The following is a 21,898-nucleotide window of genomic DNA, read 5'->3' as shown; positions in this document are numbered from 1 at the left end:
AAGTCGGGTCGGGGCGGAAGCGCAACAGCACGAAGGCCGGCAAACTCCACATCGTCCAGTTCTTCGCCTGGCCCGGACGCCTCTGGAAACGTCTGAACCAGCCCAGCGCGGGTGTCGCGTGGGCGGCGGCACTGTACCCCGGACGGCCGATAACCGCAATCGGGATCGCGCGCGCAATCGATCGCCATCCGCGCCACCGGTGAAATTGCTGCAGATTGTCCTCCCCCATCAACCAGATGAAGCGGTGGCCGGGATAGCGGCGGATGATCGCGCGGACCGTATCGAGCGTATAGCGGGTGTGCAGTTCCTGCTCGATCGCGCTCGCCCGGATCGGCGCGCGGCGCGCCAGCTGCTCGGCCGAGGCGAGCCGTGCGGCGAAGGGAGCCATGTCGGCCACCCCCTGCTTCAACGGGTTGCCAGGCGACACCAGCCACCACACTTCGTCGAGTCCCAGCGCGCGTATCGCATCCAGCGTGATGCGGCGATGGCCGCCATGGGCGGGGTTGAACGACCCGCCGAGCAGGCCGATCCTCATCCGCCGGTCTCGGCGCGGATCTGCCCCTTGCCCCGCCCGATCCACTTATAGGTCGTCAGCCCCTCCAGCGCGACCGGCCCGCGCGCATGGAGGCGGCCGGTGGCGATGCCGATCTCCGCGCCCAGCCCGAACTCGCCGCCATCGGCGAACTGGGTGGAGGCGTTCCACAGCACGATGGCGCTGTCGACCTCGGCCAGGAAGCGCTCGGCCACGGCCTCGTCCTCCGCGACGATGGCATCGGTATGATGCGATCCATGCGCAGCGATATGCGCCATCGCCCCGTCGATCCCATCGACCAGCGCGACGCTGGCGATCGCGTCGAGATATTCGGTGTCCCAGTCCTCGGGCGTTGCGGCCTCCAGCCCGGGGACGATCTCGCACAGCGCTTCGTCACCGCGTACCGTGCATCCCGCATCGACCAGGACCGCGACCAGTTCGGCGGGATGGCAATAGGCGCGGTCGATCAGCAGCGTTTCCATCGCGCCGCAAATGCCGGTGCGGCGCATCTTGGCGTCGCGCACGATCCGCGTCGCCATCGCCCGATCGGCCGAGCCGTCGACATAGACATGGTTGATCCCGTCGAGGTGCGCGAGGACGGGCACCTTCGCCTCGGCCTGCACCCGCGCGACCAGGCTCTTGCCGCCGCGCGGGATCAGCAGGTCGATCAGCCCGTCCGCCGCCAGCATCGCGCCCACCGCCGCGCGGTCGGTGACGGGAACGAGTTGCACCGCGTCCGCCGGACCGCCCGCCTCCGCCCAGCCGCGGGTAAAGGCGGCATGGAGCGCACGGTTGCTGTGCACCGCTTCCGACCCGCCGCGCAGGATCGCGGCATTGCCCGCCATCGCGCAAAGCGCCGCGGCGTCGACGGTGACGTTGGGGCGGCTTTCATAGACGATGCCGATGACGCCCACCGGCACGCGGACGCGCGACAGGTTCAGGCCGTTGGGACGGGTGCGCTCGTCGATCTGCGCGCCCACGGGATCGGGGAGCGCCGCCACCGCCTCGACACCGGAGACGATGCCTGCGATCCGGCCCTCGTCCAGTTTCAGCCGGTCGAGCATGGCGTGTGACAGCCCGTTCGCAGCCCCCGCCGCCATATCCTTCGCGCTGGCCTCCAGGATCGCCGGGGTCGCCTCGTGGATCGCCCTGGCGGCGGCACGCAGCGCCTGCGCCTTGGCGACGGTCGGCATCTGGGCCAGCGTCCGTGCGGCGGTCCGGGCGCGGCGGCCCATGTCGGCGATCAGGGCGGGAATGTCGTGATGGTCGGCCATGCGCAGGTCGCTACCACGGTCGGACCGTGTGCCCAAGCATCGGAATCTTGCCCCCGCGAAAGGCGGCGCAGGGCTTCGCCGCTCTGATGGGGACCTCACACCTCCCCCATCGACGCCAAAGCCCAGCTTGGAGCGGGTCGAGTCGGTCGCTACTCCAATTGTTCATCGCCAGTCCCTATGAGGGCCCCATGCACAGCCGTTTCGAATCCCTCCCCAACCGCCGCGCCATCGTCGACCGCCGTGCGCTGGCCGAACAGGTGGCCGCACTCGGCATCACCGGGCCCGAAGGGCGGACGCGGGTCACCCCGGTCCTGCGCGCCGCCCTGGATGCGGGGCGGGAGGAAGTGGCGCGACGCCTGTTCCTCCACCCGTCGCGCGGGCTGGAGGCGGCGGCGGCGCAGGCCTATCTGACCGACCAGGTGCTCAAGGTGCTGTTCGATTTCACCACCGAGACGCTCTATCCCCTGAGCAACCCGACCGCGGGCGAACGGTTGGCCCTGATCGCGGTGGGCGGCTATGGCCGGGGCGAGATGGCGCCCTATTCGGACGTGGATATCGGCTTCCTTACCCCTTTCAAGCAGACGCCGCATGCCGAGCAGGTCATCGAATCGATGCTCTATTCGCTCTGGGACCTGGGGCTGAAGGTCGGACATTCCAGCCGCTCGATCGATGAGATGATCCGCCAGGCGCGGGGCGACGTGACGGTGCGCACCGCGCTGCTCGAAGGGCGGTTCCTGTGCGGCAACCAGGCGCTCTATGACGAGGCCGCGCGGCGCTTCAAGGCGGAGATCCAGACCGATTCGCACCGCCAGTTCATCGCCGACAAGCTGGCCGAGCGCGACGTGCGACACCGCAAGATGGGCGACACCCGCTATGTCGTCGAACCCAACGTCAAGGAGGGCAAGGGCGGCCTGCGCGATCTCCACGCGCTCTTCTGGATCGGCAAATATGTTTATGACGTGGACCGCGCCGCCGACCTGATCGAACGCGGCCTGTTCACGCGCGAGGAATATCGGCAATTCCACCGTGCCGACAATTTCCTGTGGGCAGTCCGATGCCACCTCCACACCATCACGGGCCGCGCGGAGGACCGGCTGACCTTCGATGTGCAGCGCCAGATCGCCGAGCGGATGCGCTTCTCCGACCGACCGGGCAAGGCCAAGGTCGAGCGGTTCATGCAATTCTATTTCCTCCAGGTGAAGACGGTCGGCGCGCTGACCGGCGCGTTCCTGGCGCATCTGGACGAGCGGTTCGCGGCGCGCGGCCATCGCTTCGGCCTGCCCACGATCCGCCGCCGCCCGCGCCGGTTGAACGGCTTCGTCCTCGACCGCGGGCGGCTGGCCCTGCCGCGCGACGACTTTTTTCAGGAGGATCCGGTTCGCCTGATCGAGATCTTCCAGCTCGCCGACCGATATGAGCTGGAGGTCCATCCGCTGGCGATGCGTGCCGCGTCGCGCGACGCCAAGATGGCCGACGATATTCGCCGCGATCCGCGCGCCAATGCGTTGTTCCTCGACGTGCTCACCAGCCGCCACGACCCCGAACTGGTGCTGCGCTGGATGAACGAGGCGGGGGTGTTCGGCCGCTTCGTGCCCGATTTCGGCCGTGTCGTCGCGCAGATGCAGTTCGACATGTACCATCACTACACGGTCGACGAGCACACCATCCGCGCGCTCGGCCTGCTCGCCCGGATCGAGCGGCAGCAACTGGTCGAGGAGCACCCGGTCGCCTCGGCGATCATCGGCCAGATCGTGTCGCGGCGCGTGCTCTATGTCGCGGTACTGCTCCACGACATCGCCAAGGGGCGCGGTGGCGACCATTCGATCCTGGGGGCGGAGGTGGCCGAGCGGCTCTGCCCGCGCCTGGGGCTGAACGAGGCGGAGACCGAGACGGTGGCGTGGCTGGTCCGCTGGCACCTGCTGATGTCCGCCACCGCGTTCAAGCGCGACCTCTCCGACTTCAAGACCATCCTCGACTTCTGCGAGACGGTGCAGAGTCCCGAGCGGCTTCGGCTGCTCCTTCTGTTGACCATCGTCGACATCCGCGCCGTGGGGCCGGGCACCTGGAACGGATGGAAGCGCCAGTTGCTTGCCGATCTCTATGACGCCGCCGAGGAAGTGCTGCGGCTCGGCCACAAGCAGCGCGGCCGGAGCGAGCGGATCATCGGCAAGCAGGAGCGGCTGCGCGCGGTGCTGGGTTGGCCCGAGGCGCAGTTCGCCGCGCATGTCCGCCGCTTGCCCGAGGCCTATTGGATCGCCGAGCCCGAGGATGTGCTGGCCCATAATGCGCGCCAGATGGCGGCGGCGGGCGAGGCGCAACTGTCGATCGATGCGCAGGTTTACGGCGAGCGCGGCGCGACGCTCGTGTCCATCTATGCCGCCGACCATCCGGGGCTGTTCTACCGGATCGCGGGCGCGATCCATGTCGCGGGCGGCAACATCATCGACGCGCGCATCCACACCACGCGCGACGGCATGGCGATCGACAATTTCCTGGTCCAGGATCCGCTGGGCCGCCCCTTCGACGATCCCGGCCAGCTTGCCCGCCTGCGCCGCGCGATCGAGGATGCGCTCGCCAATCGCAACAAGCTTGCCGACCGGCTGGTCGGCAAGCCCTCCGCCCGACCGCGCGCCGATGCCTTTCCGATCGCGCCCAACGTGTTGATCGACAACCGCGCGTCCAACCGCTTCACGGTGGTCGAGGTCCATGCGCGCGACCGCCCGGCGCTGCTGAACCAGCTCGCCCATGCGCTGTTCCAGTCGAAGGTGACGATCCATTCCGCCCATGTGGCGACCTATGGTGAGCGGGCGGTCGACGTCTTCTACCTGACCGACCTAACCGGGGATCAGATCACCAATGGCGGCCGCCTGAAGACGCTGGAGAAAAGGCTGCTGGGCGCGGCGGCGGGGGAAGCGCTGGAGATGGCGGCTTAAGCGCCCCTTCCCCGCTCCGTGCGAAGAGAGGTGGCGCAGAGGTGCGAAAGGCGCGCACTCTTCTCCCCTGCAAGGGGAGGTGGCTGGCCGAAGGCCGGACGGAGGGGTGTCCCGGCTGGAACGGGGGTCCATCCTCGCCAGCGGCGACACCCCTCCACCAGCTTCGCTGGTTCCCCTCCCCTTGCAGGGGAGGAATGGGTGTGGAGCGAGGGCAATAGCTGAGGAGCGTCGGGCCAGTTGCGTCCGACCGAATCTCTACGACTCGCGCAACATCCCACACGCCTCTGCGTCCGCTGCGCCTCCGCGCGAACCAAAAGAAAGACCCCGGCAGCCCAATGGCTCCGGGGTCTTTCAAAACCGATCGGCGCGTGTTCAAACGCCCGAGTCGTTCCGGCTCACTTCGGTGCCAGCACCATCAACATCTGGCGGCCTTCCATGCGCGGATAGGCTTCGACCTTGGCGACCTCGGCCACCTGCTCGGCGACGCGCTGGAGCACGTTCATGCCCAGCTGGCCATGGCTCAGCTCGCGGCCGCGGAAACGCATGGTGACCTTCACCTTGTCGCCCTCACCGATGAATTCGACCACCTTCTTCATCTTGGTGTCGTAATCATGGTCGTCGATGTTCGGACGCATCTTGATCTCCTTGATCTCCTGCGTCTTCTGCGACTTGCGGGCGAGGTTCGCCTTCTTCTGGGCCTCGTACTTATACTTGCCGACGTCCAGGAACTTGGCGACGGGCGGATCGGCATTGGGCGACACCTCGACCAGGTCGAGGCCGACTTCCTGGGCCTGCGCCATCGCTTCGCGCGTGTACATCACGCCGAGATTCTCACCCTCATGGTCGATGACGCGAACCTTGGGGCTTTGGATCCACTCGTTGAATCGGGGACCGTTCATCGGCGGCGCCTGCATCGGACGGCGCATCATGGGAGGACGTATGGGTATTTCTCCTGTGGTAACTACCCTCGCAATATAAGCGATCGGGCGCAAATTTGAAAGGGCGAGACAAGCGTCCCGCCCTTTCCTTTATTCAAAAGATATTCAGCCGCGCAGATCGGGCGGAGTCGCTTCCTCGCGCAGCATGGCGATGGCCTCGTCCAGCGTCATCACCTCCTGCGCCTGCGATCCCAGGCGGCGGACGGCGACCTTGCCTTCCTCGGCCTCGCGCTTGCCGACGACCAGCAGCACGGGGACCTTGGCGACCGAATGCTCGCGCACCTTGTAGTTGATCTTCTCGTTGCGCAGATCGGTCTCGACCCGGATGCCCGCCGCCGCCAGCCTGGCCGCCGCGTCCTCGGCATAGCCGTCCGCATCCGACACGATCGTCGCGACCACCGCCTGCACCGGCGCGAGCCAGACGGGGAAGCGGCCCGCATAATGCTCGATCAGGATGCCGATGAACCGCTCATAGGAACCGAAGATCGCGCGGTGGAGCATGATCGGGCGGTGCCGCTCGCCATCCTCGCCGATATAGGACGCATCGAGTCGCTCGGGGAGAACCCGATCCGACTGGATGGTGCCGACCTGCCAGGTCCGGCCGATCGCGTCGGTCAGATGCCATTCCAGCTTGGGCGCATAAAAAGCCCCCTCGCCCGGCAGTTCTTCCCAGCCATAGGCTTCCGTGGCCAGCCCCGCCCGCACGACCGCGTCGCGCAGCTCGGTTTCGGCCATGTCCCACATCTCTTCGGTGCCGAAGCGCTTTTCGGGGCGCAGCGCCAGCTTGATCGAATAGGTGAAGCCGAAATCCTTGTAGATCCGGTCCGCCAGTTCGCAAAAGGCGCGGACCTCCTCGACGATCTGGTCCTCGCGGCAGAAGATATGCGCGTCGTCCTGGGTGAACTGGCGCACGCGCATCAGGCCGTGGAGCGCGCCATGCGGCTCGTTGCGGTGGCAGCAGCCATTTTCGTACAGACGCAGCGGCAGGTCGCGGTACGACTTGATCCCCTGGCGGAAGATCAGGACGTGCGCCGGGCAGTTCATCGGCTTCAGCGCCATCCACTGCGCATCGTCCGACACCAGCGGCCCCTCATCCTCGGTGTTGGGCACCTCGTCGGGGATGACGAACATGTTCTCGCGATACTTGCCCCAGTGGCCGGACTGCTCCCACTGGCGCGCGTCCATCACCTGCGGGGTCTTGACCTCGCGATAGCCGGTGCCGTCGATAGCACGGCGCATATAGGCCTCCAGCTCGCGCCAGATGCGATAGCCCTTGGGGTGCCAGAAGACCGAGCCATGCGCTTCCTGCTGGAGGTGGAACAGGTCCATCTCGTTGCCCAGCTTGCGATGGTCGCGCTTGGCGGCTTCCTCCAGGCGCGTCAGATGCTCGGCGAGCTGCTTCTTGTTCAGCCAGCCTGTGCCGTAGATGCGGCTGAGCATCGCGTTCTTCTGGTCGCCGCGCCAATAGGCGCCCGACACGCGGGTCAGCTTGAAGGCATTGGGATCGAGCTTGCCGGTCGAGGCCAGGTGCGGCCCCCGGCACATGTCGAGCCAGGCGTCCTCGCCCTTGCCAGCGCGATAAACGGTCAGTTCCTCGTCATCGGGCAGCTCGGCGGCCCATTCGGCCTTGAACGTCTCGCCCTGCGCGGTCCAGCGCTGGATCAACTGCTCGCGGGTCCAGACCTCGCGGATCAACGGCTCGTCGCGCGCGATGATCTTGCGCATCTCGGCCTCGATCGCGGGCAGGTCCTCCTCGGTGAAGGGCCGATCCTTGGGCGCGAAGTCGTAATAGAAGCCGTCATCGGTCGCCGGACCGAAGGTGATCTGCGTACCGGGGAACAGCGCCTGCACCGCCTCGGCGAGAACGTGCGCATAGTCGTGGCGCGCGAGTTCGAGCGCATCGGCCTCGTCCTTCGCGGTCACCAGGGCGAGCGCGGAATCGCCCTCGAACGGGCGCATGATGTCGCGCAGCTCGCCATCGACGCGCGCGGCGATCGCCGCCTTGGCCAGGCCCGGTCCGATCGCGGCGGCAATGTCCGCGGGAGTAGTTCCGGGCGCGACCTCACGGACGGAACCGTCGGGCAGCGTGATACGGAACATCGCGGACATGGATACTCTCTTCGATAGCTATGGGTGATGCGCCCATGGAGCCGGGCGCGGGGCGCTCTATAGGGGAGAATCCCCGCAAGGTATATGGGGGTGGCTCAGGCGTGTCCCAGCACCGCCGGCAGCGTCTCCAAGGCGGGGCGGGCGTACCAGAATCCCTGGTGATACAGGACGCCGAGCGCATTGAGCGTCGCGGCCTCCGCCGCCGTTTCGATCCCCTCTGCGATCAGCAGCGTGTCGAGTTCGGCGCACATGCCCACCATGGCGCGCACGATCGCGCGGCGGCGGGCATCGGTGTCGATGCCACGGACCAGCTCCATGTCGAGCTTCACCTCGTCGGGATGAAAGCGGACGAAGCGGTCGAGCCCCGAATGGCCCGCGCCGAAATCGTCGATCGCGACCGAAAAGCCGATCTGCTTGTACGTGTCGATGATGGACGAGACATGCTCGGGCGCCCCCATCTGCTCATTCTCGGTGAATTCGAAGATCAGCCGGTCGAGGGGCAGCCCATGGGCCTGGGCCGTGCGCAGGGTCAACTGGATACAGGCCATCGGGGAATAGACGGCATTGGGCAGGAAATTGATCGACAGCCGCGCGCCGCTTGCCATGATCCCGGCCGCCATCGCGGTTTCGATCGCCTTCACCCGGCACGCCTGATCGAAGGAATAGCGATTGGCCTCGTTGACCTGCGACAGGACGCTATAGGCGCTTTCGCCCTCGACGCCCCGGATCAGCGCCTCATAGGCAAAGGGCCGACGGGTGCGTGTGTCCACGATCGGCTGGAACGCCATGGTGAAGGGTATCTCGAAATCGATACCATCGCGGCAGCCATTGCATATCTTGCGCATTTCCATGGCGATAGCGCCAAAGGAAAATGGTTAACACCCGCCTCGCCATGGCCCTCACCGAAAATGGGCGGCGGCGGCCCGGTTCGACGATCGCCAGGGTTTCGGACCCTGCACCACGAACAGGGCCAGCAGGATTACCGGCCTCTTACCGGGATCGTTTAACGCTCTATTCCATAGGCGACCATCAGGCGCACCGAGGTTTCGATCGGCTGCGGCTTTATGTCGATGGCGACGGGAGCCGGCGGAGGTGGCGGCGGCGGGGGTGGCGCGGTTCCAGCCGTCGGCGGCGCGAGCGTCTCGGCAATGTCGACCTCCCGATAATCCGAATCCTGCACCCGCAACAGCGGCCCGAGCCTGCCGCCCGAACTTTCGGCGATCAGCCGGGCCTGCGCCTGCGCGTTGGCCAGCGCGGCGCGCATCGCCTGTTGCCGCGCGGGTGCGTCGTCGCTCAACCAGAAACCGTTGACGCTGGCATTCAGCCCGCCCAGCCGACCGACCAGCCCGACCAGCGTGCCCGCATCGCCGACCCGCGACGTATCGACGGTGACCGGCATGGTCGCGACATACCCCAATATGGCGCAAGGCCCGGTCGACAGCCGTTCCTGGCCGTAATTGTTGGCGTCGCACTCCTTCGAACGGATCGGCACGATGCCGAAGCGCGAGGCGCGCCAGTCCGCCGCCCCCTTCACCATGCCCATGACGCCCGCCTGGATCGCCTTTGCCCGGTCGCGGACCTGCGCCGTCGCTTCGTCGGAGGTCACGCCCTCGCCCCGCACCGTGAAGCCGATCGTCGCACGGTCGGGCGGCGTCTTCACCACACCGTTCGCCGACACCAGAATCTGCGAGATCGCGGGCGGCGGCGTCTGCGCACTCGTTATCGTGGCCGTTCCAACCAGAACTCCGAAGATCACCGTCTTCATCGCCTTCTCCTCGCCCCGATGGTCACGCGATCCCGAACGGCACCAGATGATTGTCCTGGATATGCCCGATCCGCGCCCGGCCAAGATAGGGCACCCCCATCTCGCCGCACCAGCGCTGTATCATAAATTCCAGCGTCTCGCCCCAGGCGGGTTCATTGTCCTGGACGTTGCTGACCGCGCCCAGCCGGACGCCCGCCACGCCCTTCAACTGGATGGCGTTGGCCATGGTGAACAGCATCCGGTCGACGGCATACATATGCTCCGACACTTCCTCGATGATCAGGACATGGTCGGTCAGGTCGGGCAGCCAGGGCGTGCCGGTCAGGGCATGGAGGATCGACAGGTTGAAGGCCACCGACGGGCGCCCGTCCAGCCCCGGCTCCAGTCCCTGCCGGTCGCCGCTCGTCAGCCAGCCGAGCGCGCGCGCCACCGTCACGTCGCCGCCCTGCCGCCGGATATCGCTCGCCATCGGGCCGTGCACCGGCCGCCCGATCCGCCGGGCATAGAGCGCCGCCAGCACAAAGCCGAGATCGGAATAGCCGATATAGGTCTTGTGCCCCGCCGCCGCGTTCAGATCGGGCATGACGCGCGACAGGATGCGGTTGGATCCGTATCCGCCGCGCAGGAACCAGATCGCGTCGATCCCCGGATCATTGGCGAACTCCAGAAAGGCCGAAGCGCGGCGTTCGTCGGACCCGGCGAAATGCCCGTCCTGTTCATAGCATTGCGGGTGGAAGATCAGGTCCACGTCTGGATAGGCGATCGCGGCAAAGGCGCTGACCGGCGCTTCGGCGGCGGGATTGCCGATGCTGGCGGGAGCGAGGATTCCGATCTTCATTTCAGCGCATCCCCCACGTCCGTCACCCGGCCGGGCATTGCCCTGCACCGTCAACTCGCCGATAGCGTGCCGCCATGACCAACGGCAATTCCTGTTTTCTGGTGGGTATCGGCGGATCCGGCATGATGCCGCTGGCCATGATCCTTCGCGCGCGGGGCTGGACGGTTTCAGGTTCGGACCGGGGGCTCGACCAGGGACGCGTCGCGGCGAAGTTCGACGCGCTGCGCGCCGCCGGAATCACGCTGTTCCCGCAGGACGGTTCGGGCGTGATCTCCGCGGATCAACTGGTCATCGCCTCGGCGGCGGTGGAAGAAACCGTGCCCGACATCATCGCCGCCAACCGGCTGGGCTGCCCGCGCGCCACCCGCGCGCAGATGCTGGCCAGCCTGTTCAACGAAAGCGCCCTGCCCATCGGCGTGGCGGGGACCAGCGGCAAATCGACCGTCACCGGCATGATCGCCTTCATCCTCCACGCGACGGGCCGCGATCCGACCGCGATGAACGGCGCGGTGATGAAGGATTTCGTCTCGCCCGACAGTCCCTTTGCCAGCGCGCTGGTGGGTGGCGGCGACGCCTTTGTCAGCGAGGTGGACGAAAGCGACGGCTCGATCGCGCTTTACGACCCGGCGATCGCAGTGCTGAACAATGTCAGCCTGGACCACAAGTCGCTGGAGGAGCTGCGCGCGCTGTTCGGCGGCTTCGCAGGCCGCGCGCGCCATGTCGTCGCCAATGCGGGCGACAGGGAGACGGCCGCGCTGCTCGCCGACCTGCCCCACCTCACCACCTTCGCGGTCGAGGGCGCGGCCGATCTGGTGGCCGAGGCGCTGAAGCCCGAACCCTTTGCGATTTCCTTCGACCTGGTGACGGGGGGTGCGGGCTATCATGTCCGCCTGTCCGTGCCGGGCCGCCACAATGTCTCCAACGCGCTGGCCGCCATCGGCGCGAGCGTCGCGGCGGGCGTGCCCCTGATCGACGCGATCCGCGCGGTCGAGCGTTTCACCGGCCTGAAACGCCGCTTTGAGAAGGTCGGCGAGGCGGGCGGCGTCACCGTGATCGACGATTTCGGCCACAACCCCGACAAGATCGCCGCGACGCTCGACACGCTCCACGCCTTTTCCGGCCGGCTGCTGATCCTGTTCCAGCCCCATGGCTATGGCCCGCTCAAGGTCATGCGCCACGAACTGGTCGACAGCATCGCGCAGCGGATGCGGGCGGGCGATGTGCTGGCGATGCCCTACCCGGCCTATTTCGGCGGCACCGTCGCGCGGGAGGTGACGAGCGCCGACATCATCGCCGACCTGCAAGCCAGAGGCGTGGACGCCCGCCACATCGCGGACCGTAGCGCGGCGGCGAATGCGCTGATCGCCGAGGCTCGGCAGGGCGATCGCATCGTGGTGATGGGCGCACGCGACGACACGCTCAGCCTGCTGGCGCAGGAGATGGTCGAGCGGCTGATGTCGCCGGTGTAAAGGGTGCCTGCCGTAAAGCGAACATTCCATGCAAAGTCTCCTTCACATCCGAAGGAGGTTGCCATGCCCGCATTCTCGCCCAAATGTCGTTATCCCGGAGGGGTTCGAACGAGTGCCGCATCTGGTCGGCTATGCCTGGCCGATCCTATGGTTCGGCGGGCTGGGCCTGGGCGCCTGCGTCAATCGGACGATTGAGGGACGGGCGGAATGAACAACGACCTGCGCACCTTTCGCGCCGAGCGCGGCTGGAGCCAGCAGGATCTGGCCGAGCGACTGGAGGTCAGCCGCCAGAGCGTCAACGCGATCGAGACGGGGCGCTACGATCCCTCGCTGCCGCTGGCCTTCCGAATGGCCGAGCTGTTGGGACCCGCGATCGAGGACATAGTCGTCAGCCCGTCCAGGGGTTGATCCGGTCGCACCGGGATCGGCGATTGGCCAATCCCCATCGCCGTGATAGGATCTGCGCGACCGGCCATAGGAGGGTATCGACCATGTTCCGTCGCCTGTTTACCGATCATCCCGACAGCGTGGGCGAGAGCTATCTCCAGCATTTCGGTGTCGCGGCGCGGTTCGGCGGGATCATGATCCGGGGCGGGCTGGGCGCGATCGTCCATGCGGTGGTGCCGGGACTGTGCACCACGACCGGCAGCGACACGATCGCCCGGCTCCATGCCGAAATGGTCGCCAAGCGGCGAAAGGTGCAGGCCGCGCAGACCCAGATGAAGACCGTGGAATATGTGATCTGACGCGGGCCCCTTTCCCGCTTCGCACATGAGCGCGGCCCGTCTCCGCTTCGCGACGCGCCGAACGTTGGTTGGAAGGAAGCCGGTTCCCATCGCCGCGCCCACATCCTAAATCCCGATCATGACCGACGCCCCTGCCCCCCGCCCCAACCTCGCCTATCACTGGACCGAGGGTGATGGCCCCGCGATCGTCTTCCTGCCCGGCTATGCCTCGGACATGCAGGGGTCGAAGGCGGTGGCGCTGGAGGCCTGGGCACGCGCGAAGGGCCGGGCGTTCCTGCGCTTCGATTATGGCGGCTGCGGCCAGTCGGCCGGGGCTTTCGAGGACCAGGCGCTGGCCGACTGGCGCGACGACGTGATCGCGATGCTCGACGACGTGGTCAAAGGCCCTGCGATACTGGCGGGATCGTCGATGGGGGGCTGGCTGATGCTGCTCGCCGCGCGGGCCCGGCCGGAACAGGTCAGGGCGCTGGTCGGCATCGCCCCTGCACCCGACTTCACCGACTGGGGCTTTTCGACCGAGGAGAAGATGGCGATCCTCCAGGCCGGGCGGCTGGAACGCCCCAACCCCTATGGCCCCGCTCCTACCGTCTATACCCGCCGGTTCTGGTCCTCGGGCGAGGCGAACCGGGTGACCTTCGGCCCGATCGCCTTTGACGGCCCCGTTCGGCTGCTCCAGGGCATGGAGGACCGGGACGTGCCCTGGCATCGCACCGCGCACCTCGCCACGCTGTTCCGTTCAGCCGATGTGCAGACGCTGTTGATCAAGGATGGCGATCATCGCCTGTCGCGCGACTCCGACATCGCGCTGTTGATCCGTGCCGTTGAGGAAGTGTCGATCCGTTCATGATTGCCCTGGCCATGGCCCTCGCCGCTGCGCAGGCGGCCCCCGCAAAGCCCGAAGCGCTTCCCGCCGATCCGCGTGAGGCGCGCCATGAGCGGTGCATCGCACTGGCGGCGCAGGATGCGACCGCGGCACGGAGCGAGGCGGGGCGCTGGCAACTGGCGGGCGGCGGTTACTTCGCGCAGCAATGTCTGGGCCTCGCCTATGCGACCGAACACAACTGGGCGGCGGCGGCCAGCGCGTTCGAACAGGCCGCGCGCGCGGCGGAACTGGCGCATGACGTGCGGTCCGCCAACTACTGGTCGCAGGCGGGCAATGCCTATCTGGCGGCGGGCGACGCCGTCCATGCGCGCGCTGCGCTCGACGCCGCGCTCGCTTCGGGGGACCTGACCGGCTTTGCGCGCGGCGAGGCGCAACTGGACCGCGCCCGCGCGCTGGTCGCCGCCGGACAGATGCCCGCCGCGCGGATCGATCTGGACGCCGCGCTCGCCACCGCCCCCGCCGATCCGCTGGCATGGTTGTTGTCGGCGACGCTGGCGCGGCGGATGAACGACCTGCCCCGCGCGCAGAAGGACATCACCCAGGCGCTGGCCCGCGCCGCCGACGACGCCAATGTCCAGTTGGAGGCGGGCAACATCGCCGCCGCTGCCGGGGACGAAGCGGCCGCGCGCAAGGCGTGGAGCGAGGCCGCCCGCCAGGCCCCGCCGGGCAGCCCGATCCAGGCCACCGTCACCAAGGCGCTGTCGCAATTCTCCACCCGCTGATTCCTTATCGCAGGTGAATGGCTGGCGGGACCGGCCCGGTTTAGGACCAGTCCCGCCAACCATTCACGCACAGGGGAGGATGTTCGATGCACTTTCTTCACACCATGATCCGGGTCAGCGACCCGGACGCGACCATCCGCTTCTTCGCGCTTCTGGGCCTGGAGCAGGTGCGGCGGATCGACAACCAGGCCGGCCGTTTCACGCTGATCTTCCTGGCGGCGCCGGGGGACGAGGGGCGGGCGGAGATCGAGCTGACCCATAATTGGGATCCCGAGGTCTATGGCGGGGGGCGCAATTTCGGGCATCTCGCCTTCCGCGTCGACAATATCTACGAAACGTGCCAGCGGCTGATCGACGCGGGGATCACCATCAACCGGCCGCCGCGCGACGGGCATATGGCCTTCGTCAAGACGCCCGACGGCATCTCGATCGAACTGTTGCAAGACGGCGCGCTGCCTGTCACCGAACCCTGGGCGTCGATGCCCAATGTCGGAAACTGGTGAGAGCTCCCATGGAAATCGTCCGAGTCCCCGTCCTGTCCGATAACTATGCCTGGCTGATCCATCATGGCGGCGAGACGGTCGCGCTCGATCCGGGCGAGGCCGCGCCGGTCGTGGCGGCGGCGGCGGCGCGGGGATGGACGATCGGGCAGGTCTGGCTGACCCATTGGCATCCCGATCATGTCGGCGGGGCGGGAGAGATCCGGGCTCAGGGCGCGCGAGTCGCCGGGCCGGCGGCGGAAGCGGCCCGGATCGAGGGGCTCCACACGCTTCTGTCCGAAGGCGACGATATCGCCATCGGCGACGCCCGCGCCACCATCTGGTCGGTGCCGGGGCACACGGCGGGGCATATCGCCTTCCACTTCGCCGACCGCGCGCTGATCTTCACCGGCGACACGCTGTTCGCCATGGGCTGTGGCCGGTTGTTCGAGGGAACGGCGGCACAGATGCACGCGAACATGCGCCGCTTCGCTGCCTTGCCCGAGGATACGCGGGTCTATTGCGGGCACGAATATACCCTGTCCAACGCCCGCTTCGCCGCCGTGGCCGAGCCCGACAATACCGCCATCGCCGCGCGACTGGCCGACGTCACCGCGATGCGCGAACAGGGCGAACCGACCATCCCGACGACGATCGCGCTCGAACGCGCCACGAACCCGTTTCTGCGCTCGGTTGATCCCGACGAATTGGCGCGGCATCGTGCAGCCAAGGATGCGTTCAAGGGTTGAACGAATGCTACAGGGGAATTTGACGGAGGCGGAATGATGCGTATCGTGACGTTGTTGTCTGTTCTGATCCCCCTGGCGGCGCTGGGCGGCTGTACCCTGACCCCGGCGCAAAAGGCGCAGATCGCCCAGCGGGCCGAAACCGAGCGGGCCGATCTCGACAAGGCCCTGCGCGGCCTGACCCCGGAACCGCAGACGCAGTGCATCAGCCAGTATCGCACTCAGCAGGTGCGCTCCTATGGCCCGACCCTGGTCTATACCGTGTCGCCCCGCCTGAAATATGTCAGCCAGACCCAGGGCGGGTGCGGCGATGTCGGCGGGTCGAGCAGCAATATCTTCGTGACCCGCACCACTACGGGTCAGCTCTGCTCGGGCGATATCGCGCAGACGGTCGACCGGGTTTCCGGCTTCTTCACCGGCAGTTGCAGCTTCGGGGAGTTCGTGCCCTATCGGAAGCAGGGCTGATGCGTGCGCGCCCGGCGGTCATCACCGCCCTGGGGCTGGCCCTGACCCTGTCGGCGGCCAGGTCCGATCCCTTTGCCGGACGCGTGGCGGGCAAGCCGGTCCAGTGCGTCGATTCCAGCACGGCCATGTCCGGCCCGACCATCTATGACAAGGACCTGATCGTCATCCAGGCGGGACAACGCCTGTGGCGCGCCAAGCTGCGCGGTCAGTGTCCGGGGCTCCAGCCGTTCAACACGCTGATCATCGACCGATGGGGCTCGCAAATCTGCCGCAACGACCGCTTCCGCGTGTTGCAGCAGGGGATGTCGATCCCGTCGCAATGGTGCTTCTTCGACGGGTTCATACCCTATGACCGGGTAAAGAAATAAGGAGCGGGGCTCAGGCATTTCGCCCGGGCCCCGCTTCCTGCGCGTTACAGCACGAACCGGCTGAGGTCGGTGTTGCGCGCCACCGCCGACAATTGCTGGTCGACATAGGCCGCGTCGATGGTCAGCGTGGTCCCCTGACGGTCCTCCGCCTCGAAGCTGATATCCTCCAGCAGCTTTTCCATCACCGTCTGCAACCGCCGCGCGCCTATATTCTCGACCTGCGCATTCACCTCTGCGGCGATCCGGGCGATGGCGGCGATGCCGTCCTCGGTGAAGGAGATATCCACGCCCTCGGTACCGATCAGCGCCTTGTACTGCGCCGGCAGCGAAGCCTTGGTATCCGACAGGATCGCGACGAAATCCCCCTCGGTCAGCGCCTTCAACTCGACCCGGATCGGCAACCGGCCCTGAAGCTCGGGCAGCAGGTCGGATGGCTTGGCGACATGGAAGGCGCCGGAGGCGATGAACAGGATATGGTCCGTCTTCATCGGACCATATTTGGTCGAGACGGTGGTGCCCTCGATCAGCGGCAGCAGGTCGCGCTGCACGCCCTCGCGGCTGACCGAACCGCCGCGCACGTCCGAAACCGCGATCTTGTCGATCTCGTCGAGGAAGACGATCCCGTTCGCCTCGGCATCGGCGAGCGCGGCGCGGCTGACCTCATCCTGGTCGAGCCGCTTGTCCGCCTCTTCCTCGACCAGCTTGGTCCAGGCTGCGCCAACGGTCAGCTTGCGCCGCTTGAGCGGCTGACCGCCGCCGAACGCCTTGCCCATCATCTCGGACAGGTTGATCATCTGCGGCGCGCCGCCGGGAATCTCGAACGGCATCGACGGTGCCTGTTCCAGTTCGATCTCGATCTCGGTCTGGTCGAGATGGCCGTCGCGGAAGCGCTGGCGGAAAGCTTCGCGCGTCGCCTGGCTCGAATCCTTGCCGACCAGTGCGTCGAGCAGGCGATTCATCGCCGCCTCCTCGGCCTTGTCCTTCACCGCGACGCGGCGGCGTTCCTTTTCCAGCCGAATGGCTTCCTCGACCAGGTCGCGCGCGATCTGCTCCACGTCGCGGCCGACATAGCCGACCTCGGTGAACTTGGTCGCCTCGACCTTGACGAAGGGGGCATCGGCCAGCTTCGCCAGACGGCGGCTGATCTCGGTCTTGCCGCATCCCGTCGGGCCGATCATCAGGATGTTCTTGGGCGTCACCTCGTCACGCAGGTCCGCGCCCAGCCGCTGGCGACGCCAGCGATTGCGCATCGCGACGGCGACCGCGCGCTTGGCGTCGGCCTGGCCGATGATGTGCGCGTCGAGCGCGGCGACGATCGCCTTGGGGGTCAACTGGTCGTTCATGGGAGTCCTGAATTACTGGGTGCTTACTGGGCGCCGTCGATGGCTTCGAGCGTGACGCGGTCATTGGTGTAGACGCAGACATCGGCGGCGATCGCCATCGCCTTGCGCGCGATCGTCTCCGCATCCTGTTCATAGTCGACGAGCGCCCGGGCGGCCGCGAGGGCATAATTGCCACCCGACCCGATCGCGCAAATGCCGTTCTCGGGCTCCAGCACGTCGCCATTGCCGGTCAGGATCAGCGTGATGTCCTTGTCGGCGACGATCATCATCGCCTCCAGGTTGCGGAGGAACTTGTCGGTCCGCCAATCCTTGGCCAGTTCGACCGCCGCGCGCAGCAGCTGGCCGTTATGCCGCTCCAGCTTGGCCTCCAGCCGCTCGAACAGGGTGAAGGCATCCGCCGTCGCCCCCGCAAAGCCGCCGATGACCGATCCGTCGCCCAGACGCCGCACCTTGCGCGCGTTGGGTTTCATGACCGTCTGGCCCATCGAAACCTGACCGTCCCCGGCCACCACCACCCGGCCGCCACGGCGCACCGAGCAAATCGTCGTGCCATGCCAAGTGGGCATGGCGTGTTCATTCCCGCTCATGCGCGGCGATATGGAGGCGGTTGGGCGAGGGTTCAATGGAGGGCCATCGCACCTCCGTTCGGCCCGAGCGACGTCGAGGGCCACGCCGGACGATCACGATAGGGCTCGCATCATCCCTCCCCTGCAAGGGAGGCGGCAGGCCGAAGGCCTGACGGAGGGGTGTTTCCGCCCGACGGGGAAGGGTATCCTCGCAAACGGTGCACCCCTCCACCAGCTTCGCCTGTCCCCCTTCCCCTTGCAGGGGAGGAAGACAGATGGACCTGAAGCATGGCCTTCGCCTTCGCTCAGGCTGAACGGCGGGGAGGGCTTTACTCCCCCAGCTTCTCGATCTTGTCCTTCAGCGCGGCGAGTTCGGCCTTCAAGGCCGCCATCTCGGCATCCTTCGCCGCGGCGGGGGCGGGCGCAGGGGTCGGGGCCGCCGCACCCGGCTTGAAGCCTTGCGTCGCCGCCTCGAACATCGCCAGGTTGCGCTTGGCGAGGTCGGCGAAGGGCGTATTCGCGAACGCGCCCTCGACCGCCGACTTGAACTGTTCGTGATTGCGGCGGAAGCTGTCCATCGACGCTTCCAGATAGCCGGGCACCATCGCCTGCATCGAGTCGCCATACATGGCGATCAACTGGCGCAGGAAATTGACCGGCAGCATGGTTTCGCCGCGGCTTTCCTCTTCCATGATGATCTGGGTCAGGACATTATGGGTGATGTCCTCGTCGGTCTTGGCGTCGACCACCTTGAAGTCGCGGCCCGCCCGGATCATCGCCGCCAGATGGTCGAGCGTGATGTAGGAGGACGTTTCGGTGTTGTAGAGTCGCCGGTTCGCGTATTTCTTGACGATCACGACGCCATCCGCTGCCTGCTTCTTCATGGACCCCCGCCTTTCATGGTTTTGTTATAGCCTAACGTCATGGATTTCGCATCGCAACATGGTCCGCGCCCGCTGCCGCTGTTCCTGGCGATGTTGCGCAGCGAGGCCGTCGAGAATCCCGAGCTGGCACAGCGCGCGATGGAAGGGTTGCGGCGGTTCCAGGCCGCCAGGCGCGAGCGGCCCATGCGCGCGCTTGCCGTGCGGCGACGACGCGGCCGGGTGAAGCTGCGCGATGCCGGGGGCACGGGGCGGCCGGTCCTGTTCATCCCCTCGCTCATCAATCCGCCCGCCATCCTCGACCTGTCACGCGACCGCTCGCTGATCCGCTGGCTGCGTGGACGGGGCTTCCATCCCTGGCTGATCGACTGGGGCACACCGGGCGCGAAGGACCGCGACATCGATGTGGCGGGGCATGTCGAGCGCTTCCTGCTGCCGCTGATCGCGACCTTTCCCGAACCGCCGGTGCTGGTCGGCTATTGCCTGGGCGGCACGCTCGCAATGGCGGCGGCGGCGCGAAGCAAGGTGGCCGGACTCGCCGCAATCGCCGCGCCGTGGCACTTTACCGGCTATGGCGACAAGGCGCGCGCCGCGATGGCCGCGCAATGGGCCGCCATCAAGCCGACGTCCGAGGCGCTGGGCCTGGCCCCCATGGAGGCGTTGCAGGCGGGCTTCTGGCGACTCGACCCCGCCCGGACGATCGCCAAATATGCCGCTTTCGCCGATCTCGATCCGCGCAGCGAGGCCGCGCGGCGCTTCGTCCGGCTGGAGGATTGGGCCAATCAGGGCGCGCCCCTGCCCCACGCCTTCGGCCTCGAACTGTTCGAGGCGTTGATCGCCGAGGATCGTCCCGGACAGGGACTATGGCGGGTCGGCGGCGGGATCGTCACGCCGGCGCAATGCGATGCCCCCAGCGTCGAGTTCATCGCCACCGCCGACCGGATCGTCCCTGCCGCCACCGCGATCGGGCTGGCCGACCGGCGCGCCGGGGGCGCGGGCCATGTCGGGATGGTCGTCGGCGGCCGCGCGGAACAGCAACTCTGGCAGCCGCTCTCCGACTGGATCGCCGGCCTGCCTGCCCCTAGATAGAGTCACAGTTGAGAGGAGCCTTCATGACCGAGATCGTCATTACCGCCGCCAAGCGTACCCCCGTGGGCAGTTTCCTGGGTGCCTTCGCCGCCACGCCCGCGCATGAATTGGGCCGGGTGGCGATCACCGCCGCGCTCGAACAGGCCGGAATCAAGGGCGAGGACGTGTCCGAGGTCATTCTCGGCCAGGTGCTGACCGCCGCGCAGGGCCAGAATCCCGCGCGCCAGGCGTCGATGGCGGCGGGCATCCCGAAGGAAGTCCCCGCTTACGGCGTCAACCAGGTCTGCGGCTCGGGGCTGCGTGCCGTCGCGCTGGGGCTTCAGGCGATCGCCAATGGCGATGCGGCGATCGTCGTCGCGGGCGGCCAGGAATCCATGTCGCTCTCGCCGCACGCGCAGACGATGCGCGGCGGCACCAAGATGGGCCCGCTGACCATGGTCGACACCATGGTCCATGACGGCCTGACCGATGCCTTTGCGGGCTATCACATGGGCATCACCGCCGAGAATCTCGCCGAGCAATATCAGGTGACGCGCGACGACCAGGATCGGTTTGCCGTCCGTTCGCAGAACCTGGCCGAAAAGGCCCGCAGCGAGGGCCGCTTCAAGGACGAGATCGCTCCCGTCACGATCAAGGGTCGCAAGGGCGAGACGATCGTCGCCGACGACGAATATATCCGCGCCGGTGCGACGATCGAAAGCGTGTCGGGCGTCCGCCCCGCCTTCAAGAAGGACGGCACGGTGACCGCGGCCAACGCCTCCGGGCTGAACGACGGCGCCGCCGCGCTCGTCCTGATGAGCCGAGAGGAGGCCGAGAAGCGCGGCACCCCGATCCTCGCCACGATCCGAAGCTGGGCCTCGGCGGGTGTCGATCCATCGGTGATGGGCATCGGCCCCGTCCCCGCGACCCGGCGCGCGCTGGAAAAGGCGGGCTGGAGCGTCGGCGACCTCGACCTGATCGAAGCCAATGAGGCCTTCGCGGCACAGGCGCTGTCGGTCGGCAAGGAACTGGGCTTCGACCCAGACAAGGTCAATGTGAACGGCGGCGCGATCGCCATCGGCCACCCGATCGGCGCGAGCGGCGCGCGCGTCCTGACGACTCTGATCTACGAAATGCAGAAGCGCGACGCCAAGAAGGGCCTGGCGACGCTGTGCATCGGCGGCGGCATGGGAATCGCCATGTGTGTTGAGCGGCATTGAAATTATTTGACAAAACCCAATATAGATATCCAAATCGCCCATGTCTTTTGGGAGATAGACAATGATTCTTTTAGCGATGGCCATAGCATTCTCTGCTCCACAGGCTGCATGCCCGGGAATATGCCCCATTTGCCAAGACGTTGTTCTTGAAGAGTCACAACATCAGGACACTTGCTTCGAGGCAGGAAAAACACCTCCTCTAGGCAGCGGCCCAGATCCTTTTGACCCCCGGGTTAATCCACCGACACCTACACTACCGACGGAGAAACAAAATTCTCCCTCACAGCGAGCCTAGTACAAAAAGATTTAAAGAGCCTGAGCCGGGCAGAGATATATTTCGCCCGGCGTTTTTCTGGAAACGACATCAAGGGTCTGAACTTTCGCAGTTTGGGCACTAGAGCGCCGAGCGTGAAGCAGGAATCAAGAGGGATTCCACTTTATCAGGAAATGTGATTCGCCTTGATCTGGAGGTGGATCATGGGTCGAGCATATTCAGGCGATCTACGGGACCGGATAGTAGGGCATGTATCAGCGGGTCATTCCTGCCGGGCGG

22 protein-coding genes are annotated in these 21,898 nt (G+C 66.8%); 12 read left to right on the top strand and 10 right to left on the bottom strand.

The genetic code is table 11. From position 1 onward, the window contains the following. On the bottom strand, positions 1 to 535 hold a 535-nt coding region (locus tag ABDV78_RS18155; RefSeq protein ID WP_343528889.1), incomplete at its 3' end, for a nicotinate-nucleotide adenylyltransferase. Then, positions 532 to 1,806: a glutamate-5-semialdehyde dehydrogenase gene (locus ABDV78_RS18150; protein WP_343528888.1), complete on the bottom strand. Its 1,275-nt coding sequence runs from the start codon at positions 1,804 to 1,806 to the stop codon at positions 532 to 534. The genes ABDV78_RS18150 and ABDV78_RS18155, both read right to left, overlap by 4 nt. Before the next feature lie 188 nt (positions 1,807 to 1,994). On the opposite strand from ABDV78_RS18150, the gene ABDV78_RS18145 reads away from it, so the two are divergent. Then, positions 1,995 to 4,739, top strand: coding sequence for a [protein-PII] uridylyltransferase (locus tag ABDV78_RS18145; RefSeq protein WP_343528887.1), 2,745 nt, complete (start codon positions 1,995 to 1,997; stop codon positions 4,737 to 4,739). A 395-nt stretch (positions 4,740 to 5,134) separates the two neighbouring features. On the opposite strand, the gene infC is transcribed toward ABDV78_RS18145, so the two are convergent. The 5 genes from infC to ABDV78_RS18120 all read right to left on the bottom strand — a co-directional run bounded on the left by infC (position 5,135) and on the right by ABDV78_RS18120 (position 10,389). Then, positions 5,135 to 5,668, bottom strand: a complete 534-nt coding sequence (infC, locus tag ABDV78_RS18140; RefSeq protein ID WP_343528886.1) for a translation initiation factor IF-3 — start codon at positions 5,666 to 5,668, stop codon at positions 5,135 to 5,137. Between the two features lie 114 nt (positions 5,669 to 5,782). Beyond that, positions 5,783 to 7,786, bottom strand: coding sequence for a threonine--tRNA ligase (thrS, locus tag ABDV78_RS18135; protein WP_343528885.1), 2,004 nt, complete (start codon positions 7,784 to 7,786; stop codon positions 5,783 to 5,785). A gap of 95 nt (positions 7,787 to 7,881) precedes the next feature. Then, on the bottom strand, positions 7,882 to 8,631 hold the full coding sequence (locus ABDV78_RS18130; protein ID WP_343528884.1) for an EAL domain-containing protein: 750 nt from the start codon (positions 8,629 to 8,631) through the stop codon (positions 7,882 to 7,884). 158 nt (positions 8,632 to 8,789) lie between these two features. Next, positions 8,790 to 9,551 (bottom strand): SIMPL domain-containing protein, encoded by a 762-nt coding sequence (locus tag ABDV78_RS18125; RefSeq protein ID WP_343528883.1) that lies wholly within the window; start codon positions 9,549 to 9,551, stop codon positions 8,790 to 8,792. Positions 9,552 to 9,573: 22 nt separating this feature from the next. Next, a complete protein-coding gene (locus tag ABDV78_RS18120) occupies positions 9,574 to 10,389 on the bottom strand; it encodes an LD-carboxypeptidase (RefSeq protein WP_343528882.1) in 816 nt (271 codons plus the stop codon). A gap of 74 nt (positions 10,390 to 10,463) precedes the next feature. On the opposite strand from ABDV78_RS18120, the gene ABDV78_RS18115 reads away from it, so the two are divergent. The 9 genes from ABDV78_RS18115 to ABDV78_RS18075 all read left to right on the top strand — a co-directional run bounded on the left by ABDV78_RS18115 (position 10,464) and on the right by ABDV78_RS18075 (position 16,267). Further along, positions 10,464 to 11,858 carry a Mur ligase family protein gene (locus tag ABDV78_RS18115; RefSeq protein WP_343528881.1) on the top strand — a complete coding sequence of 465 codons (1,395 nt, stop codon included), beginning with the start codon at positions 10,464 to 10,466 and terminating at the stop codon, positions 11,856 to 11,858. A gap of 207 nt (positions 11,859 to 12,065) precedes the next feature. Next, positions 12,066 to 12,266, top strand: coding sequence for a helix-turn-helix transcriptional regulator (locus ABDV78_RS18110; protein WP_343528880.1), 201 nt, complete (start codon positions 12,066 to 12,068; stop codon positions 12,264 to 12,266). An 83-nt stretch (positions 12,267 to 12,349) separates the two neighbouring features. Then, positions 12,350 to 12,604, top strand: coding sequence for a DUF6356 family protein (locus tag ABDV78_RS18105; protein WP_343528879.1), 255 nt, complete (start codon positions 12,350 to 12,352; stop codon positions 12,602 to 12,604). A gap of 118 nt (positions 12,605 to 12,722) precedes the next feature. Then, the gene (locus ABDV78_RS18100) at positions 12,723 to 13,451 is read left to right on the top strand and encodes an alpha/beta hydrolase (RefSeq protein WP_343528878.1); all 729 of its coding nucleotides are present in this window, start codon (positions 12,723 to 12,725) and stop codon (positions 13,449 to 13,451) included. An 11-nt stretch (positions 13,452 to 13,462) separates the two neighbouring features. Next, positions 13,463 to 14,209 carry a hypothetical protein gene (locus ABDV78_RS18095; protein WP_343528877.1) on the top strand — a complete coding sequence of 249 codons (747 nt, stop codon included), beginning with the start codon at positions 13,463 to 13,465 and terminating at the stop codon, positions 14,207 to 14,209. Positions 14,210 to 14,295: 86 nt separating this feature from the next. After that, positions 14,296 to 14,712 (top strand): VOC family protein, encoded by a 417-nt coding sequence (locus tag ABDV78_RS18090; protein ID WP_343528876.1) that lies wholly within the window; start codon positions 14,296 to 14,298, stop codon positions 14,710 to 14,712. 8 nt (positions 14,713 to 14,720) lie between these two features. Next, a complete protein-coding gene (gene gloB, locus ABDV78_RS18085) occupies positions 14,721 to 15,437 on the top strand; it encodes a hydroxyacylglutathione hydrolase (RefSeq protein WP_343528875.1) in 717 nt (238 codons plus the stop codon). Between the two features lie 33 nt (positions 15,438 to 15,470). Next, positions 15,471 to 15,899, top strand: coding sequence for a hypothetical protein (locus tag ABDV78_RS18080; protein WP_343528874.1), 429 nt, complete (start codon positions 15,471 to 15,473; stop codon positions 15,897 to 15,899). Then, positions 15,899 to 16,267, top strand: a complete 369-nt coding sequence (locus ABDV78_RS18075; protein ID WP_343528873.1) for a hypothetical protein — start codon at positions 15,899 to 15,901, stop codon at positions 16,265 to 16,267. Before ABDV78_RS18080 ends, ABDV78_RS18075 begins: the two co-directional genes overlap by 1 nt. Positions 16,268 to 16,311: 44 nt before the next feature. On the opposite strand, the gene hslU is transcribed toward ABDV78_RS18075, so the two are convergent. The 3 genes from hslU to phaR form a co-directional block, all read right to left on the bottom strand. Then, positions 16,312 to 17,610 carry an ATP-dependent protease ATPase subunit HslU gene (gene hslU / locus ABDV78_RS18070; protein ID WP_343528872.1) on the bottom strand — a complete coding sequence of 433 codons (1,299 nt, stop codon included), beginning with the start codon at positions 17,608 to 17,610 and terminating at the stop codon, positions 16,312 to 16,314. Positions 17,611 to 17,633: 23 nt separating this feature from the next. Beyond that, entirely contained in the window at positions 17,634 to 18,176 is a 543-nt protein-coding gene (hslV, locus tag ABDV78_RS18065; protein WP_343528890.1) for an ATP-dependent protease subunit HslV, read from the bottom strand. Between the two features lie 329 nt (positions 18,177 to 18,505). Further along, positions 18,506 to 19,060 (bottom strand): polyhydroxyalkanoate synthesis repressor PhaR, encoded by a 555-nt coding sequence (gene phaR / locus ABDV78_RS18060; protein WP_343528871.1) that lies wholly within the window; start codon positions 19,058 to 19,060, stop codon positions 18,506 to 18,508. 39 nt (positions 19,061 to 19,099) lie between these two features. Here phaR and ABDV78_RS18055 point away from each other — a divergent pair, with 39 nt between their 5' ends. Both ABDV78_RS18055 and ABDV78_RS18050 read left to right on the top strand, forming a co-directional pair. Further along, entirely contained in the window at positions 19,100 to 20,146 is a 1,047-nt protein-coding gene (locus tag ABDV78_RS18055) for an alpha/beta fold hydrolase (protein WP_343528870.1), read from the top strand. A gap of 23 nt (positions 20,147 to 20,169) precedes the next feature. Beyond that, positions 20,170 to 21,345, top strand: coding sequence for an acetyl-CoA C-acetyltransferase (locus ABDV78_RS18050; RefSeq protein WP_343528869.1), 1,176 nt, complete (start codon positions 20,170 to 20,172; stop codon positions 21,343 to 21,345). Positions 21,346 to 21,898: the final 553 nt, after the last annotated feature.

This window comes from Sphingomonas sp., assembly GCF_039594485.1.
In the GTDB taxonomy this organism is placed as follows: Bacteria; Pseudomonadota; Alphaproteobacteria; order Sphingomonadales; family Sphingomonadaceae; genus Sphingomonas.
The sequence above is the reverse complement of the archived record's forward strand: the minus strand, read 5'-3'. Positions and strand labels throughout refer to the sequence as shown.

Coding starts and splice junctions, on each gene's coding strand:
- ABDV78_RS18150 (WP_343528888.1), bottom strand. CDS start 1,806: ATGGCCGACCATCACGACATTCCCGCCCTGATCGCCGACATGGGCCGC.
- ABDV78_RS18145 (WP_343528887.1), top strand. CDS start 1,995: ATGCACAGCCGTTTCGAATCCCTCCCCAACCGCCGCGCCATCGTCGAC.
- infC (WP_343528886.1), bottom strand. CDS start 5,668: ATGATGCGCCGTCCGATGCAGGCGCCGCCGATGAACGGTCCCCGATTC.
- thrS (WP_343528885.1), bottom strand. CDS start 7,786: ATGTCCGCGATGTTCCGTATCACGCTGCCCGACGGTTCCGTCCGTGAG.
- ABDV78_RS18130 (WP_343528884.1), bottom strand. CDS start 8,631: ATGCGCAAGATATGCAATGGCTGCCGCGATGGTATCGATTTCGAGATA.
- ABDV78_RS18125 (WP_343528883.1), bottom strand. CDS start 9,551: ATGAAGACGGTGATCTTCGGAGTTCTGGTTGGAACGGCCACGATAACG.
- ABDV78_RS18120 (WP_343528882.1), bottom strand. CDS start 10,389: ATGAAGATCGGAATCCTCGCTCCCGCCAGCATCGGCAATCCCGCCGCC.
- ABDV78_RS18115 (WP_343528881.1), top strand. CDS start 10,464: ATGACCAACGGCAATTCCTGTTTTCTGGTGGGTATCGGCGGATCCGGC.
- ABDV78_RS18110 (WP_343528880.1), top strand. CDS start 12,066: ATGAACAACGACCTGCGCACCTTTCGCGCCGAGCGCGGCTGGAGCCAG.
- ABDV78_RS18105 (WP_343528879.1), top strand. CDS start 12,350: ATGTTCCGTCGCCTGTTTACCGATCATCCCGACAGCGTGGGCGAGAGC.
- ABDV78_RS18100 (WP_343528878.1), top strand. CDS start 12,723: ATGACCGACGCCCCTGCCCCCCGCCCCAACCTCGCCTATCACTGGACC.
- ABDV78_RS18095 (WP_343528877.1), top strand. CDS start 13,463: ATGGCCCTCGCCGCTGCGCAGGCGGCCCCCGCAAAGCCCGAAGCGCTT.
- ABDV78_RS18090 (WP_343528876.1), top strand. CDS start 14,296: ATGCACTTTCTTCACACCATGATCCGGGTCAGCGACCCGGACGCGACC.
- gloB (WP_343528875.1), top strand. CDS start 14,721: ATGGAAATCGTCCGAGTCCCCGTCCTGTCCGATAACTATGCCTGGCTG.
- ABDV78_RS18080 (WP_343528874.1), top strand. CDS start 15,471: ATGATGCGTATCGTGACGTTGTTGTCTGTTCTGATCCCCCTGGCGGCG.
- ABDV78_RS18075 (WP_343528873.1), top strand. CDS start 15,899: ATGCGTGCGCGCCCGGCGGTCATCACCGCCCTGGGGCTGGCCCTGACC.
- hslU (WP_343528872.1), bottom strand. CDS start 17,610: ATGAACGACCAGTTGACCCCCAAGGCGATCGTCGCCGCGCTCGACGCG.
- hslV (WP_343528890.1), bottom strand. CDS start 18,176: ATGCCCACTTGGCATGGCACGACGATTTGCTCGGTGCGCCGTGGCGGC.
- phaR (WP_343528871.1), bottom strand. CDS start 19,060: ATGAAGAAGCAGGCAGCGGATGGCGTCGTGATCGTCAAGAAATACGCG.
- ABDV78_RS18055 (WP_343528870.1), top strand. CDS start 19,100: ATGGATTTCGCATCGCAACATGGTCCGCGCCCGCTGCCGCTGTTCCTG.
- ABDV78_RS18050 (WP_343528869.1), top strand. CDS start 20,170: ATGACCGAGATCGTCATTACCGCCGCCAAGCGTACCCCCGTGGGCAGT.